Source organism: Paraburkholderia sp. WC7.3g, from assembly GCF_050436345.1.
In the GTDB taxonomy this organism is placed as follows: Bacteria; Pseudomonadota; Gammaproteobacteria; order Burkholderiales; family Burkholderiaceae; genus Paraburkholderia; species Paraburkholderia podalyriae.
Genome location: NZ_JBNDMA010000005.1, coordinates 1 through 15,143 on the forward strand (window position 1 = coordinate 1; position 15,143 = coordinate 15,143).

The window sequence follows — 15,143 nt, forward strand, 5'->3', positions numbered from 1 at the left end:
GGTGTATTCGGGCAGCAGCGATCCTTCATCGAACAGTTCTCACAGTCAAACTGGCTTGCCCGATAGATTATCGTGTCAGCCTTCGTGACTCGCGAGCGCGGATTTCTGAACTTGCGCCGATCACTGCGTAGTGCGTGCCCGGTGGGGCAGCGATATTCATTGGCCAGTTCATCCCATTTGAACTCGCTGCTGGACAATGTATTGTCCTTGCGTGCGGTTTTATCCCAGACCGGAACATGTGGTGCAATTTCCTTCTCTTCGATCATCCAGGCAAGCATCGCCGCTGAGCCATACGCGGCGCTCAACGCGGTCAATCATCGTCATGGTTGATTCCACTTCGTGCGACCGGTTCGCGGGCGTCGCCTCGACGTCCACGATGATCCCTGCCTGCAGGTCAATCAGATAATTGGTCGAGTAGGCGAAGAACGGCAAGCCGCCCTTCGGGGCTGTCCAGCTCGCGGCAGGATCCGTCAGAGATACCCTCTTTGGCGGCGTCGATGTCTCTTGAGATCCTATGTAAGCAGGGCCCCCCGACACGCCGATCCTAAAATCAGCGTGCTGAGCCTTACTGAAAGGAGAGGAGATCATGGGCACCGATCAGACAGACACGATGTGTTCCGAAGCGCTTGTGCTGGCCGTGTCGCTGGAGTTGGCGGCGGCGAAATGGAAGGTGGCGCTGCACGATGGCCGACGCGAGCAGCCCGCCGTACACACGGTCGCGCAACCGCAGGCGGCAGACCGCCTGAAGGCAGTGCTGGACGTCATTGACCAGCAGAAGCTGAAATGGTCATTGCCCTCGGGTACCCCGGTAGTGGTGAGCTATGAGGCTGGCCAGGACGCGTTCTGGATCTTCCGTGCGTTGCAAACCCGCGGGATTACGTGTTATGTCGTCGATCCCGCAAGCATCCCCGTCGAGCGCCACAAGCGGCGCGCGAAGACGGACCGGCTCGATGTCATCAAGCTCGTCATCAACCTGCGGGCGTGGCTGCGCGGCGAGCGCGACCGCATGCACGTGGTTCACGCGCCGTCACCGCAGGACGAAGCATCGCGCCACTTGATGCGCGACCGCGCGCAACTGCAGAAGGAAGTGCTACAGCACCGCGACCGCATGCGCAAACTGCTGGTGACGCTCGGCTGCTGGGAAGAGGTCGAGCACAAGCACTTCGCCGGCCGACTCGCCCGTGACGAGGTGAAGTGCCACGATGGCGCGTCGTTGCCGCCGGAACTGCGGGAGCGGCTGCTGCGCGAGTGCGAACGGCTAGCGCTGGCCCAGCAGCAACTCGCAGTGCTGGAGAACACGCGGCAAGCGAGCGTGCCGGCCCCGGCGCGGCAGCGAAGCGATGGCCTGGCCCGCCTGAAAGGGATTGGCGAAGTGGGCGCATCACGCCTCGCGCTCGAGCTGTTCTGGCGGGAGTTCCACAACCGGCGCCAGGTGGGTGCCTGTGTCGGACTGGTGCCACAGCCCTATGACAGCGGCGGAAGCCACACCGACCAGGGCATCAGCAGGCAGGGCAACCGGCGGGTACGCGCCTTACTGGTCGAGATCGCATGGGACTGGATCCGCTACCAGCCCCACAGTGCGCTCACGCGGTGGTTCAACCAGCGCACGCTGGGAACGGGACCAAACCGCCGCATGCGACGCATTGCGATCGTCGCAGTGGCACGGCGCCTCGCGATTGCGCTGTGGCACTATCTGAAGGACGGCGTCATCCCCGAAGGAGCACAGCTGAAGTCAGTCTGAGTCCCCAGGCGTCTCCCGCCGCCACGCAATCGTGCAAGGAGCCCGAAGCGTCGCCTGGTAGCTGGTTTGAAGTGAACATGCCCGTGAACAAACCGGGTTACAGACGTAACCGATTTTTGAGATGGGGCATGGCTCCTGGAAAAACTCCAGCGTAACGCGCATGCAGGATGAGGCTGGCCACCGGCCAGCGGATAGAAGGTTGTGACTGCGACACGAAGTTGCTTGCAGGAGCTGTTCCCGCTTCAACATGAGGGAACCGCCCGTGTCACCGGGCGAGTCTAGGAGTCTGAATAAAGAGCGACTCTGACAATGTAACGAAGCATCGCGAGATGCGGGGTATCAATCGCGAGAGGCGTACCCTTCTGGCAGCCACACGCCGGATGAGTGCTAGACAGTCGGCATGGCGAACACATGTGAATCTGCGATAAAGGTCGTTATTCTAAACAAGCGGAAGTGGCTATTGCGCTTGAGCCAAAATGGCAATGGAGGTGGGAAGAGCGTCTTCACCTATACGCTCTCGTGACCCATACGCCTCCCGGTCGACAGCAGGCGCCTAACCCGACATGCTTTCGCAAGCGAAACGTGGAAAGCCCGTATCGCTCCCCTCGGGGACAGCAAGCCGCAAGGCTTGCCCATGGCAGTGCGGGCGTAGGATTGAGGACAAAGCGAACGCCATCCTGTAATCGGATGGATAGGGGTTGCAACATCATCCCACGCGAAAGCGGGCAGACTTCCTCATGGTCTCTCGTCACAAGAGAGTAGGTAGAACCATCTTAACGGAGGGGAAGCAAATGGACGCAGCAACACCAGCGTGTGCGCCTTCCGGCGTGGCATGGGACGGCATCAGTTGGGCCGATGTCCAGCGTCAGGTAAGACGGCTGCAAGCACGTATTGTGAAGTGGACACAGGCCGGCAAGCACAACAAGGTGAAAGCCTTGCAATGGCTGCTGACCCACTCGTTCAGCGGCAAAGCATTAGCCGTCAAACGGGTGACTGAAAACAAAGGCAAGAACACCCCCGGTGTCGACAAGGTCATCTGGAAAACACCGGGGGCAAGGACCAACGCGATTGCGTCGTTGAAGAGACGGGGTTATTCGGCTCTTCCGCTTCGGAGGGTAATGATCCCGAAGAAGAACGGGAAAACGAGGCCGCTCGGCATACCCGTAATGCGCTGCAGGGCGATGCAAGCATTGCATCTGCTTGCTCTGGAGCCGGTTGCGGAAACCACTGCCGACCCGAACTCATATGGGTTCAGGTCGGAGCGCTCAACCGCCGACGCGGGGGAGCAATGCTTCATCGCCCTCGCGAGAAAGACAAGCGCGCAGTGGGTGCTGGAAGCAGACATCAAGGCCTGTTACGACGAAATCAGCCATCCATGGATGGTCGCTAACATCCCCACGGACAAAGTGATCCTGCAGAAATGGCTCAAGGCGGGATATGTGTACCAGGACGAACTCTTCCCGACCGATGCCGGGGTCCCTCAAGGGGGAATTATTTCACCGGTAGTGGCCAACATGACGTTGGATGGTCTTGAAGCGATGCTGAGGAAGAAATTCCCGGCTGCAAAGCGAACAGGCTTGAAAATGCACACGGTGCGTTACGCGGACGACTTCATCATCACCGGCAACTCGAAAGAGTGGCTGGAGTACGAGGTCAAACCTGCGGTGGTCGCATTTCTGGCGGAACGTGGGCTCGTCCTGTCGCCGGTAAAGACCAAGGTAACGCACATCGACGAAGGGTTTGACTTCCTCGGATGGAATATCCGCAAGTACAACGGCAAGCTGTTGATGAAGCCGTCGAAAGCGAACGTCAAAGCGCACCTTGACAAGATCCGGGAAGTCATCAAAGGCAACAAGACGGCCAAACAAGCAAGCTTGATACGCCTGCTCAACCCGATTCTGCGGGGCTGGGCAAACTATCACCGCCATGCGGTCGCCAAGGAAACCTTTGCTCGGGTTGATACGTATGTCTGGTCAATGCTGTGGCAATGGGCGGTTCGACGGCATCCAGAGAAAGGAGCCCGCTGGGTCAAAGATAAATACTTCAAAACCCAAGGCACCCGCAACTGGGTATTTGCCACAACCGAAAAACAAGAGGATGGGAGGAAGAAGGAGCTCGTCCTGCTGAAAGCGGCGGACACGCCGATAAAGCGGCATGTCAAGATCAAGGCCGGGGCCAATCCGCACGACCCCCAGTGGGAACCATACTTCGAGACCCGATGGGGCAAGAGGATGATGAACCTGCCAAGGGGCCGCGCGAAGCTCTACCGGGTCTGGCTGAGGCAGGATGGCCTGTGTCCGACCTGTCAGGAACCGATCGCAATAGGTACCCCTTGGGTCACCCGCTTCATTGTGAAAAGAACCGACGGTGGGTCGATTGCAGCGGGCAACATTCAACTGCACCATCCCGGTTGTCACGGAATTCAAAAGTACGCCGGAAATAAGTTGTGAAAGCGGGTGTCGAAAGATGCCTTGGCAGAGGCTTGAGCTGTATGCAGGGAAACTTGCACGTACAGTTCTTAGGGGGCTAGGCGCGGGCAACCGCGCCTGGCTACCCGGCGATGCTGGCGCATCTCACGAGCGCAATGAGCGGCTTCAGGCCAATGTCGTGGACCGGATCACAGCACGTAAGAGTAGCGATCGAAACAGGCCGCAATGCGCCTGCAGGGTGGCGAGCGCAATAACGTGTGCTCGCCACCCGGTTCAAGCATATTGGCCTGCGTGGCGTCAAGGGTCCGCTGGCGCCAGGCTCCGCCTGTCCTTGACGCAGCCCAAGCCAGTCCGAACGGAGGTGCTCAACGATGGCGGTTGATGATGTATGAGTTGGTTCGTCAAAGACCTTGACAAACTACTGCTCATAGAAGGTTTGTTCGATGCCTGCCCATGTCCGTGGACTCGGGGTGCGCGCCGGCGCGTGCGGGCAGGCGTTGAATAAACCTCAAGAATTGTGCACGTAGCTCGTCCGACAGGTTCCGGAGTATTTCAGCCGTTCCAATGGCAGGTTTCCCCGCCCGCTGAACGGCCGGTTGTGGCCCGGTTTGCGACGATGCTTTCCTGCTGAACCCGGGAGCCAAGATACATAGCCAAATAAGCCCTAGCCAATTAACATCGGATCTCGACGTTATGGACCGCATGGTTTCCGTTTAGCCAATTGACGTGTACTCATCTTGGCTGCGTGATCCAGCACGCAGCGATTCATGACAAGTGTTTAACCCGGTTTTTCGTTCCCCTACACCTCAAACCCCAAATATCCAGCGGTATCGGATATTTCTACGCCGAAAACAGCAATAAAAAAGCCCGCACCTGATTAAGTGCGGGCTATAAAACAACGCCATTCCGAGGCGGCGAAGGGGCATCGCCCAAACATAGGGCTGTGTCCAGATCAACCGTTCATTCAACGTTGGCCGATTATCCCGATAACCAGATTAATCACCGATTTCTGGCCCGCCACGTCCGCGCGATGCCGCGCGTTCACGCGGTGGCTTATCTCGCTCGACCGCCTGGCCAGCCGCTTCGCGCAGTTGAGCCTTGAACTCGTTGCGCCGTTCCTGACGTTCTTCGGGCGTCAGGTCGGCGAAACACCGGGACGCGGTGGCTGGCGTCGGCGCCTGCGGGTGTCCGGCAGCTGCCGCGTCGATGCCGGCGCGCTGCGCCCGGGCCTGCGCTACTTCGTTGACAAGCGCGGCCGCTCGTGCGGGGCCGCTGAGCTCAACGAGCGCGCGCCAGGCGCGGTCATCCCGCTCGACTACGTGGCGGATTTCGCGGCGCATTCCCGGATCGAGCCGGTTCAGTCCAACACTCGCCCGCTTCAGCGCCGCGCGGTCCTTCGCGGGCACCGGCTTGCCTGCCCGGTTTGCGGCCGCCGCAGCGGAGAGGGCATCGGCATACTGCTCGACTGTACGATCGAGGGTCTTTTCGGCCCGTTGCGGCCGGGGTGCATTCGAGAATTCGACACGACGCCGGTTCAGCGTGTGCCGGTAGCCCAGTTCCGGCCGGCGATCACGCTCCGGCTGCAGCTCATGTTGCGCGCTGAACGATTTTTCGTCGGCACGCGACAGGCGGCGCATCAGCGCTGCGCCGTCCGCGAACTCATCCCGGCCGGCCGCCACAATCAGATTTTCCTTGTGCCGGGTCATCGCGACGTAGGCCAGCTCGGCGTGCATGTTCTTCGTGGCCAGCACGTACGCGCGATCGACTGTCACACCCTGGCTCTTGTGGACCGTGAGCGCGTAACCGTGATCGAAGTGGCCGTACTGCGCCGTATCGACCTCGATCTGTCGGCCATCATTGAGCCGCACGTGCAGGACGGCGCCGGGCGCTTTCCTGTCAGGCATTTCGATCTGTTCGACTGTGCCCAGCGTCCCGTTCTTGACCTGCATCACGTATTCGTTCTGCAGGAACATGATCCGCTCGCCTGCGGCGATCGCGATGTGTCGGTCCTCGGCCCGCATGGTTTGTTCGGCGCCCAGTTCGCCGGCAGCCCGTCGCAATTCGCGCACGCGCGCATTCAGCGCGCAGCGCTCTTCGTTGGTGTGAGTCAGCAGCAGCTGGGTCTTGCCGGGACTGACCCGGCGATCATCCTGCCACTGTGCGATCAGCTGCTCGCGCGCGTCGGCGACGGTCGAATACAGTTGCACGCCACCGCGCTCCGCATACGCGGAAACGGCTTTTGGCACATCGTGCCGGGCCAGCGCCGAAGTCGCTTCGCGCTGCCAGGCCTCGTCCTGCCGCTTGATTTCGGTCAGGCTTTCGAGCCGGATTGCGGCGGCCGCTTCGCGCGACACAGCGCGGAAAGCATCGCCCGCGTCGACCGCATGCAGCTGCCACGCATCGCCCACCAGGCGCACACGCGTCCCGGACGTCTGCGCGTGGCCGAGCAGTTTTTCCATCTGCCGCGATCCAACCATTCCGGCCTCGTCTATTACCAGAACCGTTTTCGCATCCAGGGTGACCGTACCGCGCTCGATGCCCGACAGCAGACTGTGCAGCGTCCGGCTCGCGATGCCGGCGTCACGCTGCATGTCGTCGGCCGTCTTGCCCTGCAGGGCTGCGCCGATCACGCGCAGGCCGTCCGCCTCGAGCGCTTCGCGTGCCGCGGCGAGCACATAGCTTTTGCCAGTACCCGCCGCGCCATTCACCACCACCAGCTGGCCGCTGCTGGCGAGCGCGACAAAAGCCGCATCCTGTCCCGCATTGAACTTTCGGGTCGCGCGAAGCGTTTCACGCACCGCGGCGTCGCCCGCCGTGCTGTCGTCAGCGCGACTCATTGCGCGAGCACGATCGACCAGCCGAACCTCTATCGCACGCAGATCCGCCGACGTGAACCATTCGCCGTTGCGACCGGAATCCTTCAGCGCAAGCAGTTGCTTCGAATTCATCAGCCGCGCGTACACCTGCCGGAACTGTTCGGCACCGTCGGTATTGCGAAAGACGAACTGCTCGACGTCGCGACGTGAGAAGGTGGATTGATTGATCGTTAGGGCGGCGACACCGATCGCCGGATTGATGAGCAGCCGCTGGCCATTGCGGTACGCGCGCTGGCGATTCTCTTCGAGCAATCCGGCCATCACGCCACGCTCGCCCGCGTAGCGCGCGACGCCCACTTTCACGGACGGCTCCAGGTCGATGCCCAGCGTCCGGTAGCTGCGATGGTCAATGCGGGCCTCGATACCCGCCCGTGCCATAAAGTGATTGGCGATGACCGCCCATTCTTCGCGCACGTCGCGAACAAACTGGCGACTGCTCAGATAGCGGTCCTTTCCGGCTCCGCCTTTTTCGGGTTCCTGCGCATTCCAGCGCCTGAAATATTGCGCTGGATCGCGCGCAATGCCGTCGTTCACCCGTTCCGTGAACATGATGTGCGCGTGCGGCTGTTCCAGTCCGTCGCTTGCCGCCGGATTGTGGATCGCCCACGTGTACGCGTGTCGCTCGCCGAGTGTGTGTTCAACGAACTCGCGCACGAGCGCGACGCGCTGTTCATCGTCCAGTTCGCGCGGAATCGAAACCTCGATTTCCGTGTACGGCCGACCATTTGCCCGCTCGTAGGTGTCCGCTGCCTGCCAGAAAATGCTCGCGTCGTGCGCGGCCCATGCTGGCATGTTGCCGCTCTCGGTCATCTTGAGGTCGCCACGCTCTTCGTACTTTCCACCGCGAGAAATGTAAGCGTAGTGATCTTCCCGCGCAATGTACTTTGCGTGTTCCCCTGCGGCGGCTTTCCCACCTGCTTTCACGCTCAAATGGTACGTTGGCATTGGCGGCTTGACTTTCGTCTTATCATAAGCTGTTTCTATGCTAGCATAGAAACGCGGAAGCGCGCTTTGACTCGCTTGCTCGCCAGATACTGCCGGCGGTGCCTCCTTGATAGCTCGCTTTTTGCGGTTTTCATAATCCGGAATAGCTTGGCAGGAAGGGGGCCGATGGTCGGCCTGCGCTGTCGCTCGATGCAATGTGAATTTGATCCAGGAGAACGAAGATGGCAATGACCGAATGGCTCACGAAACACGTTCAGTACATCAAGGGTTTGAAGTCGCCCACCGCCACGCAGTCGCTGCTGGTCGAACTGGCGGCGATTGCGAATCCGACCGCGCAGGAGTCCCGCCAGCTAGACAAGCTGGTGCGACTGGAAAAGATCAACCAGAAGGCCGACGCGATGAAAGTCGAAGCGGCCCGCATGTTGATGGAGCGACGCGAGAACCAGCGCAAGGCCCGCACGCGCGAACTGATCGAACTCGGCGGCATCGTGGCGATGGTCGATTTTCCGGTGGATCGCGGCACGCTGACTGGCGCGCTACTGTGGGCGCTCGATCAGTTCAGGACTGACGCTGACTTGCAGCGCACGCTCAAGAAACGCGGCGACGCTTTCATCGCCGAGCGCGAAAATGAGAAGAAGATCGAAACGCAGGGCAGCGCGGAGGTAGCAGCAAAAGCGGCTGCGGCGGAGAAAGTCCCCGCGTGACGCCCGGTGCCGAACCGGATCGCCCCTGCGCTGCGCTGCGGGTCGGCGCTCTCCCCGCACCTGCGGCGCGGGTCCCCGTGCGCCTCGATCCGGGCGCGACGGTGCGCGCGATACCGCAGCAGCCTACGTGGCGTTGGGCTTGCGGAAAAAGAAAAGGCGCGTCGCAGGGAACGACGCGCCGGAGACCTAAAAAGGATTCTGAAAAATAAGCCAGGTATCGATCAGCGCCCCGTGACAGCTTCGTCCGGGGCGCGGCGCTCGGCTCACTCAGGCGGCTTCTTCTTCCTCCTCCTCGTCTTCGTCGTCATCCCATACAACCGGCGTTTCCCGGCTCACCAGCACCTCGGGCAACCAGCGTGCATCGGCCAGCAACCGTTCTGCCGCCTCTGCCGCTGCTTCTTTCTTCAATTTCTCCAGCGGTGCCGCCGCTTCGGGTGAAACCGCTTGCGCTACCACGTCAACGATGCGTGCTTTCGAAACGTGGTTCAGATAGCTCGTTCGCGTCGGCGTCCAGTACTGCGTCATGTCAACGTTCAGCAGGTCCATCAGGACATTCACTGGATGTGCGCCATCCGATTCACTCACGCCGTTGACGGTCGCGGCCACGCAGAAGGCGAACAGATTGCTCAGCACGTCCTCGCTCTGCGTCATCAGCCAGGGCAGCAGGTCGCTGAAACGCTTCGGCAGCAGCGCGGCCCACTTTTCGCGTTCGGCCAAAATCTCTTTCCATACTGCGCTGGCTTCCATGTCGTCCGCTGCCTGCAACAGGCGGCTGTGTGAACATGTGGCCCGCACGTCGGCGGCATGCTGGTCGTAGACGCAGACATAGCGGTCATCGAACACAACCGGGATCAGGCGGTGCATCAGTACCGCCGGTGCGGCCACCGGCTTACGTGCAAGTTCGATCTGGACGGCGGCGGTGCGATGTGCCGTCAGCCGCTTGCTGAGGTCCTTGCCGTGCAGCGGCTTTTCGGCTGGCGCGGGCAGTTCATCAGCGTCCGTCACGCCTTCGCGTTTTACGCTGGTCCGGTCCTCGGGCTTGACCAGTCCACGCTCGATCACGGCCTTGCCGTCTTGGTCGAGCGTCACGAATGCACCGGCACGCGCCTTCTGGTCGTCGCTCCAGATTTCGAGGCGTTCAGCAAAGTCGTCCAGCGCCCGGGAAGCGGCGTCCGCTGCGACTTCCAGTGCGTCGCGGCGGGCGTCATCCTCGGCTTCGTCTTCGGCGTCGTAGTACGCGTTCAGGTCCGCTGCGGCCTGGTCGCTCGCCTTCTTCAGCGCGCAAAGCTCGGTCTTTTCCTTCTTCGTGTACTCGCGCGACGCCGACGGCAAGCGGCCAAAGCGGGCCATTTCGGAAAAGTCACGGCGTACACGTGTCTCGACCCAACTCCAGCCTTCGTTGCTCAAGCTCTGCGCGACAGAAACCAGTTTTTCTGCGACCAGGCGATGCAGCAATTCTGCGTCGGTCACATACCCGGCGTTTTGCTCGTCGCTAAAGAGGTCCCGGCGAACGTGGCCGCCTGCCGCCTCATACGCGTCGAGTGTGACGAAGGCAACGAGGTTGCTGTCGGCCACGTCGATCTCGCTGTTTGTGATCGCGGCGCGCAGCTGCGCCGGGTTGCGTTGCCACGCCTGGGCGGCATCAAACCACAGCCTGTCCTGCAGTTCGTGATCGTCCGTCAGTGCAAGCGTACGGATCTGTTCCAGCGTCATGCCGTCATCGCGAAAGACGTCCATCAGGCGGGGCGACACGTTCGCAAGTTTCAGGTGCCTTTGCACCTGGATTTCAGGCAGTGAGAAAAGAGCCGCAATGTAGTCCACCGTACGGCCTTCATTGACCAGCAGGCGGAATGCTTCACAGGCGTCCGCCGGATGCATCGGCTCATGCTGGTTCTCGATCAGCGATACGGCGACGGCATCGGCTTCACTCACCACCTTGACCGGTACGGAGTAGCTGTCATCGATCCGGCCAGTCGTGCGCAGCAGGTCCAGTGCGAGCAGGCGGCGCTGGCCCGCGCATACACCCAGCCTGCGCTGCTTGCCGCGTGCCTTCATCTCGTGGCTGACGAGGTTTTGCATGACGCCAGCCGCAGCGATGTTTTCGGCCAGTGCCTCAATACCGGTAGGCGCTTTGCGGCGTACGTTGTGCGGTGACTTGCACAGTAGGGCGAGCGGCACGTATTCGATCGGGGTGTCGTTGCCGAAACTGTTTTCGGGAACGGTTCCGGTTGCACGGTTTTCAACGATTTGATCCACGGTTATCTCCGGTTAAGTGCTCAGGCGAAACGGATTTCAAATTCTGAGCCGTAGCCGGCGAGCAGCTTGCCGATCTCAGCATCAATGGTTTCCTTCGTCCAGGTGACGAAACGTCGCCAGTGATATTTGGCGTGCTTCCAGACGATTTCGATCAGGTTCAGTTCGGGACTGTAGGGTGGCAGGTAGAACAGTTGCATGCGATGTTCGCGTAGCCAGCGTTCGTGTACTTCGGAATCGATGGCATGATGGATCGAGGCGTTGTCGAGTACTACGATGGTCGGACGGTCATTGCCCTGCATGGCGATCTGGTCGAGGAATTCGACGACGGCATCGCATTTGATCGACGAACTCGCCACATGGTGGGTCAACGCGTTGGCCCCAAAGTCGAGTGCACCGAGCACCGAACGTCGGCAGTGGAAACGCGGTTCAATGCAATGAGGCAGGCCGCGCGGTGACCACGCTCTTTGCACCGGAGGTGAGGCGGCAAAGCCCGCTTCATCGAAATAGACCAGACGGACTGCGTTGTCGCGAGCGGCCTGTTGCAGTTTGTCCAGGGTCGCCGATTTCATCTCGAAGTCTTCCTGGTTGCGCTTTTTTTGAGCGAGAACCGGTTGCGCTTGAAGGAGAAACCTTCCCGTCGCAGAGCTACCGACAGGGTTTCCAGTGCGCACGGCATCGGCTCGCTATGCACGGCCTCGATGTGTTTCGCGATCTGCCTGAGCGTCATCGATTCGGCGCGAGCCGCTTCGACAGCGGTGGCGATCAAGACATTAGACAGCGCGCGGGGCCGGCCGCCTTTATGTCCGGTCAGCAAACCACACAGGCCCCTGTCGTTCCAGGAATGCGCCCAGTTGTATACCGACTTGTCGCTCACATCGAGCTCGACGGCGACCTCATGAACCCGCCGGCCGCTGGCAAGCTCCAGCAGACCCAGTCCACGGGTTCGAAAGTCTTGATGAGGATGCTTGCGCGACAGCTGCTGCAAGGTCTTTTTCTCCGCTTCAGTCAGTTCAACGGCACATTTCACGGGCAGGTGGCAATCAGGATGAGATGGCCTGTCAGACTCGCCATTCTGAAATTCGTTTACTCGACAGACTTATGGCCATCGCACCACGCGAGGCACACAACCATTATACGGACAAAATGACCTAAGTAAAGAATGTATATCATTGAATGGCGTTTGAATTTTTCAATTGAATGTCAAAAGCAATTTAAAATGAAAATAAAAATATTCTTATGTTAGGACAAAATGTCACTATCATTAAGTTGTGCCTCGCGTGGTGCGATGGCCATAACCGGAGATAACCGTGATTGATAATGAAACCAGAATCTCGTCAAACGTTGTTGTTGATGAATTGCGTCTGAATTTCCTTCCTCACTACCTGGGTGCGCAATATCTCCAGGGCGAGGCGTTGGTGTACGACTGGGCCGCGCGCCTTTCGAGTGCCTACAACGGCGGTGCGTGGGACTTCTTCCAGTTGTCGAATGGCGGCTTCTATATGGCCCCGTCGAACAGCGGTCGGCTGCATGTGCGGTGGCATATGAACGGCTACAGCGACATGATGGGCGCGGACGCCTTCGGCATCGTCGTCACGCTGTTTGCCCTGTGCCATCTGGCGGAAAAGTGTGGCGATGACAGGATCATCGATCACTACCACGCGTTACGCGCCTACGCGACCCAGCACGTCGAGGCCGCCAACATCCTCCGCGCTATCGACTAACGAACCAGCCCCGGCCTTCGGGCTGGGGTCTTTCGCCCTATCTGAAAATCAGTGAGGAAGAAATGAACCTGACGCAAATTCGCCCAACCTGGCTGACCGCGCTTCTGCCTTTGCTGGCTGTCTACCAGTACGGGGACCGTGAAATCGTGCGTGCTGAACTGTTCCGGATGGCACTGTCGGCGGATGCGGCGGCGAAGACAGCCGACGCGCTGCACCGCATCGCCAACATGCTCGACCGGGACGGCCATGCGATCGATATGCATCGCGAAGAGCTTCGCGCGATCGCGCGTACCGCGCTTGCGGAGTTCGACCGCGTACCGCCCCGCGCGCCTCTGGTCGCGGTTCACGAAGCGGTTCGCCACACTCGCGAGCGTGTCGCGTGACGACAGAACTGAAACGGGGTTGCGAACTGCAGCGCGGCGACGTGTTGCGCACATGGTTCGGCAATCAGCCGATTCTTGACATGCTGCCGTACTGCGGCCCGTTCGACTTCATCTGAGGTGTGGCAAAGTTGCCGGATGCCGAAATGTCGATCGACCGGGGCGGACTCTAAGACGTGTTGTTCGCCCAGCAACCTGAACCGCCCGCGCGTTTGCATCCACCTACGCGCGGGCATCGGAGCCCGACATGCCAACCTTTACAATTGCCGAGATTGAACAGGCGATCAACGTGTGGCGAAACCGCCAGGCGTCAGGAGAAGATGCGGCGCTGTGCCCGAGAGCGCGTCACCTTGCCAATATCTATGGCGCGATGATCTATTCGCACGCAACGACCATTGACGTGTCTTCGCTGTCTGCCGGGCAGGTGGAAGCTGTGACGACTGCCCTTTATCAACAGGAATTGCCGCTATGACCGACGAATCGAAGTTTTCCGCCGAAGTGCTCGAACAGTTTCGCCGCGAGCAGGAGGAAAGCGACGCCCACTTTACCGCCGCACCAGCGCGGTTTTTTGAGGCGTGGAAACAGGCTGTCTTGCTGGCCGGTCCGGTGTATTTCGGCGACGGCACCCGGGAGGCCGTTGAGAACGCGAAAGACAAATGGGCGCTTGCGCCCAATGGCGCGCTCATTCTCGATGCGTTCGGTGTTCTCAGCAGCGGCGAGCGCACTTTCCTTGCCGCGCTGTATTCGTTCTACAACTCGGACGATAGCGTTCCTCTGTGGGAGAAAGCGGGCATCAGGGGCTTTGCCGACCTGTCGGGACTGGATCTCGTTCGCCGCAAGCTGATCGCGGAGCTTTTGCTGAACTACGTTGGCTGGTAATGGCCAGGTCTGTCTGTGTCCGAGGCTGACAGGCTCCGGCCCGTCAGCCCGATCACAGGCATCGGTGCCGGGCAACCCCCTTCCTGCTAAACCAGGACGCGTATTGGCCGGGAGCGCATCGCGCGCGCCTGCGCGCCCGGATCGAGGCGCACGGGGACCCGCGCCAGGAGGCGTGGGGAGAGCGCCGGCCCGCAGCGGCAGCGGAGGGACGATCCGGTGAGGCGCCGTGCAACTGTGGCCGGGGTCGTCAAGCAGCCGCAGGCTGCGTGTTTCCCCCGCGGCGAAGCCGTGGGGGCTGGATCGAAGACAGGCGCAGCAATGAATCGTTCAGGATCAGGAGGGCACCATGTTTCGAGTGCAGGTCTGGAATGACGATGTGAACCGCGACGTCGACGTGGTGATCAGTTTTGACCACCTTGGCCCGGTGGGATTCAGGCGTGCACAGCCAGGCGATCATTACGCTGCTCGACACGTCGACCGGGGAGCGACACTTTGATAAGCGCAACCTGCCGGAAGTTGGCGCTGATGCCATTGAAGCTTCGGCGGCCCCAGAAATCTGGACGGACGACTGGATCATCCAGCGCGCCGTGCGGCTACGGGTGGCGAGTGATGGCGGCGACGTGTACGAGCCATGGCCGGGATACACGCACCCGATGACTCGCGACCAGGCAGTCAAGGCGCTCGAGGAGTGCGAAGCGCGGTGGCCGGAACGTGAGTTCCGCGCGCATCGATTACGGCTGGAAGAAAAGGTCGCGGCGGACGCGGTCGACCGGGCGCGAAGATCCGTCCGATCCAGAAAGTACAACCAAGAGAAAAGGCGATAGAAAAATGACGGTTGATATTCAATTACCCATTCGCGCTGAGTGTTTGCTCCCGGCGGATGAAGGCTGGGAGCGACCTCGGGGCGCTGAAGTCCAGGAAGTGGTGCGACGCATCGGTCTGTCGGGCCGGGCTCTTGCCAGGGTGCTCGGGCTGAGTGAGCATGGCGGCCGCCAGGTCAGACGCTGGATAAGCGGAGAAACGCCCGTCCCCTATATAGCGTGGGCAATCCTTTGTGATATGGCGGGCCTTGGCGCGATCTGGCGTGGCAAAACCCTTGAATTGGGGTTGAGAGGTATGGCTGAATCAGCGCCCGATGACGAATGACAAGGCGTTACGTTTTGCTGTCACCATGTTGCGCGAAAAAAAGAGAGCCGGCGCACCGAGACGCGC

Annotated in this window: 13 protein-coding genes and 1 pseudogene; 9 read left to right on the forward strand and 5 right to left on the reverse strand. The window is 60.6% G+C overall.

What is annotated here, in order from left to right; genetic code table 11:
• Nucleotides 1–489, reverse strand: a pseudogene (locus tag OKW43_RS42080) (IS5/IS1182 family transposase); the annotation flags it as partial.
• A 97-nt stretch (nucleotides 490–586) separates the two neighbouring features.
• Here OKW43_RS42080 and OKW43_RS42085 point away from each other — a divergent pair.
• Together OKW43_RS42085 and ltrA are read left to right on the forward strand one after the other, a co-directional pair.
• The gene (locus OKW43_RS42085; protein WP_429454786.1) at nucleotides 587–1,741 is read left to right on the forward strand and encodes an IS110 family transposase; all 1,155 of its coding nucleotides are present in this window, start codon (nucleotides 587–589) and stop codon (nucleotides 1,739–1,741) included.
• Between the two features lie 791 nt (nucleotides 1,742–2,532).
• Entirely contained in the window at nucleotides 2,533–4,191 is a 1,659-nt protein-coding gene (gene ltrA / locus OKW43_RS42090) for a group II intron reverse transcriptase/maturase (RefSeq protein WP_429454787.1), read from the forward strand.
• A 974-nt stretch (nucleotides 4,192–5,165) separates the two neighbouring features.
• Here ltrA and traA read toward each other — a convergent pair.
• Nucleotides 5,166–7,991, reverse strand: coding sequence for a Ti-type conjugative transfer relaxase TraA (traA, locus tag OKW43_RS42095; RefSeq protein ID WP_429454788.1), 2,826 nt, complete (start codon nucleotides 7,989–7,991; stop codon nucleotides 5,166–5,168).
• Between the two features lie 221 nt (nucleotides 7,992–8,212).
• On the opposite strand from traA, the gene OKW43_RS42100 reads away from it, so the two are divergent.
• Nucleotides 8,213–8,695: a conjugal transfer protein TraD gene (locus OKW43_RS42100; RefSeq protein ID WP_429454789.1), complete on the forward strand. Its 483-nt coding sequence runs from the start codon at nucleotides 8,213–8,215 to the stop codon at nucleotides 8,693–8,695.
• Between the two features lie 267 nt (nucleotides 8,696–8,962).
• Here the strand turns inward: OKW43_RS42100 and OKW43_RS42105 are convergent, their stop codons facing one another.
• The 3 genes from OKW43_RS42105 to OKW43_RS42115 are packed head-to-tail and all read right to left on the reverse strand — an operon-like array spanning nucleotide 8,963 to nucleotide 11,936.
• Nucleotides 8,963–10,951, reverse strand: coding sequence for a ParB/RepB/Spo0J family partition protein (locus tag OKW43_RS42105; RefSeq protein ID WP_429454790.1), 1,989 nt, complete (start codon nucleotides 10,949–10,951; stop codon nucleotides 8,963–8,965).
• A 20-nt stretch (nucleotides 10,952–10,971) separates the two neighbouring features.
• A complete protein-coding gene (locus OKW43_RS42110; protein ID WP_429454791.1) occupies nucleotides 10,972–11,622 on the reverse strand; it encodes an IS630 family transposase in 651 nt (216 codons plus the stop codon).
• Nucleotides 11,517–11,936, reverse strand: a complete 420-nt coding sequence (locus OKW43_RS42115; protein ID WP_429454792.1) for a helix-turn-helix domain-containing protein — start codon at nucleotides 11,934–11,936, stop codon at nucleotides 11,517–11,519. Before OKW43_RS42115 ends, OKW43_RS42110 begins: the two co-directional genes overlap by 106 nt.
• A 322-nt stretch (nucleotides 11,937–12,258) precedes the next feature.
• Here OKW43_RS42115 and OKW43_RS42120 point away from each other — a divergent pair, with 322 nt between their 5' ends.
• The 6 genes from OKW43_RS42120 (at nucleotide 12,259) to OKW43_RS42145 (ending at nucleotide 15,077) form a co-directional block, all read left to right on the forward strand.
• Complete coding sequence (locus OKW43_RS42120) at nucleotides 12,259–12,672, forward strand: antirestriction protein (RefSeq protein WP_429454793.1); 414 nt, start codon at nucleotides 12,259–12,261, stop codon at nucleotides 12,670–12,672.
• Nucleotides 12,673–12,734: 62 nt separating this feature from the next.
• Nucleotides 12,735–13,055: a hypothetical protein gene (locus OKW43_RS42125; protein ID WP_429454794.1), complete on the forward strand. Its 321-nt coding sequence runs from the start codon at nucleotides 12,735–12,737 to the stop codon at nucleotides 13,053–13,055.
• A 244-nt stretch (nucleotides 13,056–13,299) separates the two neighbouring features.
• A complete protein-coding gene (locus tag OKW43_RS42130) occupies nucleotides 13,300–13,524 on the forward strand; it encodes a DUF3717 domain-containing protein (RefSeq protein ID WP_429454795.1) in 225 nt (74 codons plus the stop codon).
• Entirely contained in the window at nucleotides 13,521–13,931 is a 411-nt protein-coding gene (locus tag OKW43_RS42135) for a hypothetical protein (protein ID WP_429454796.1), read from the forward strand. The genes OKW43_RS42130 and OKW43_RS42135 overlap by 4 nt, the downstream gene beginning before the upstream one ends.
• Nucleotides 13,932–14,338: 407 nt before the next feature.
• The gene (locus OKW43_RS42140) at nucleotides 14,339–14,755 is read left to right on the forward strand and encodes a hypothetical protein (RefSeq protein WP_429454797.1); all 417 of its coding nucleotides are present in this window, start codon (nucleotides 14,339–14,341) and stop codon (nucleotides 14,753–14,755) included.
• A gap of 4 nt (nucleotides 14,756–14,759) precedes the next feature.
• Nucleotides 14,760–15,077, forward strand: a complete 318-nt coding sequence (locus tag OKW43_RS42145) for an XRE family transcriptional regulator (protein ID WP_429454798.1) — start codon at nucleotides 14,760–14,762, stop codon at nucleotides 15,075–15,077.
• Nucleotides 15,078–15,143 lie beyond the last annotated feature (66 nt).

Coding starts and splice junctions, on each gene's coding strand:
- OKW43_RS42085 (WP_429454786.1), top strand. CDS start 587: ATGGGCACCGATCAGACAGACACGATGTGTTCCGAAGCGCTTGTGCTG.
- ltrA (WP_429454787.1), top strand. CDS start 2,533: ATGGACGCAGCAACACCAGCGTGTGCGCCTTCCGGCGTGGCATGGGAC.
- traA (WP_429454788.1), bottom strand. CDS start 7,991: ATGCCAACGTACCATTTGAGCGTGAAAGCAGGTGGGAAAGCCGCCGCA.
- OKW43_RS42100 (WP_429454789.1), top strand. CDS start 8,213: ATGGCAATGACCGAATGGCTCACGAAACACGTTCAGTACATCAAGGGT.
- OKW43_RS42125 (WP_429454794.1), top strand. CDS start 12,735: ATGAACCTGACGCAAATTCGCCCAACCTGGCTGACCGCGCTTCTGCCT.
- OKW43_RS42130 (WP_429454795.1), top strand. CDS start 13,300: ATGCCAACCTTTACAATTGCCGAGATTGAACAGGCGATCAACGTGTGG.
- OKW43_RS42135 (WP_429454796.1), top strand. CDS start 13,521: ATGACCGACGAATCGAAGTTTTCCGCCGAAGTGCTCGAACAGTTTCGC.
- OKW43_RS42145 (WP_429454798.1), top strand. CDS start 14,760: ATGACGGTTGATATTCAATTACCCATTCGCGCTGAGTGTTTGCTCCCG.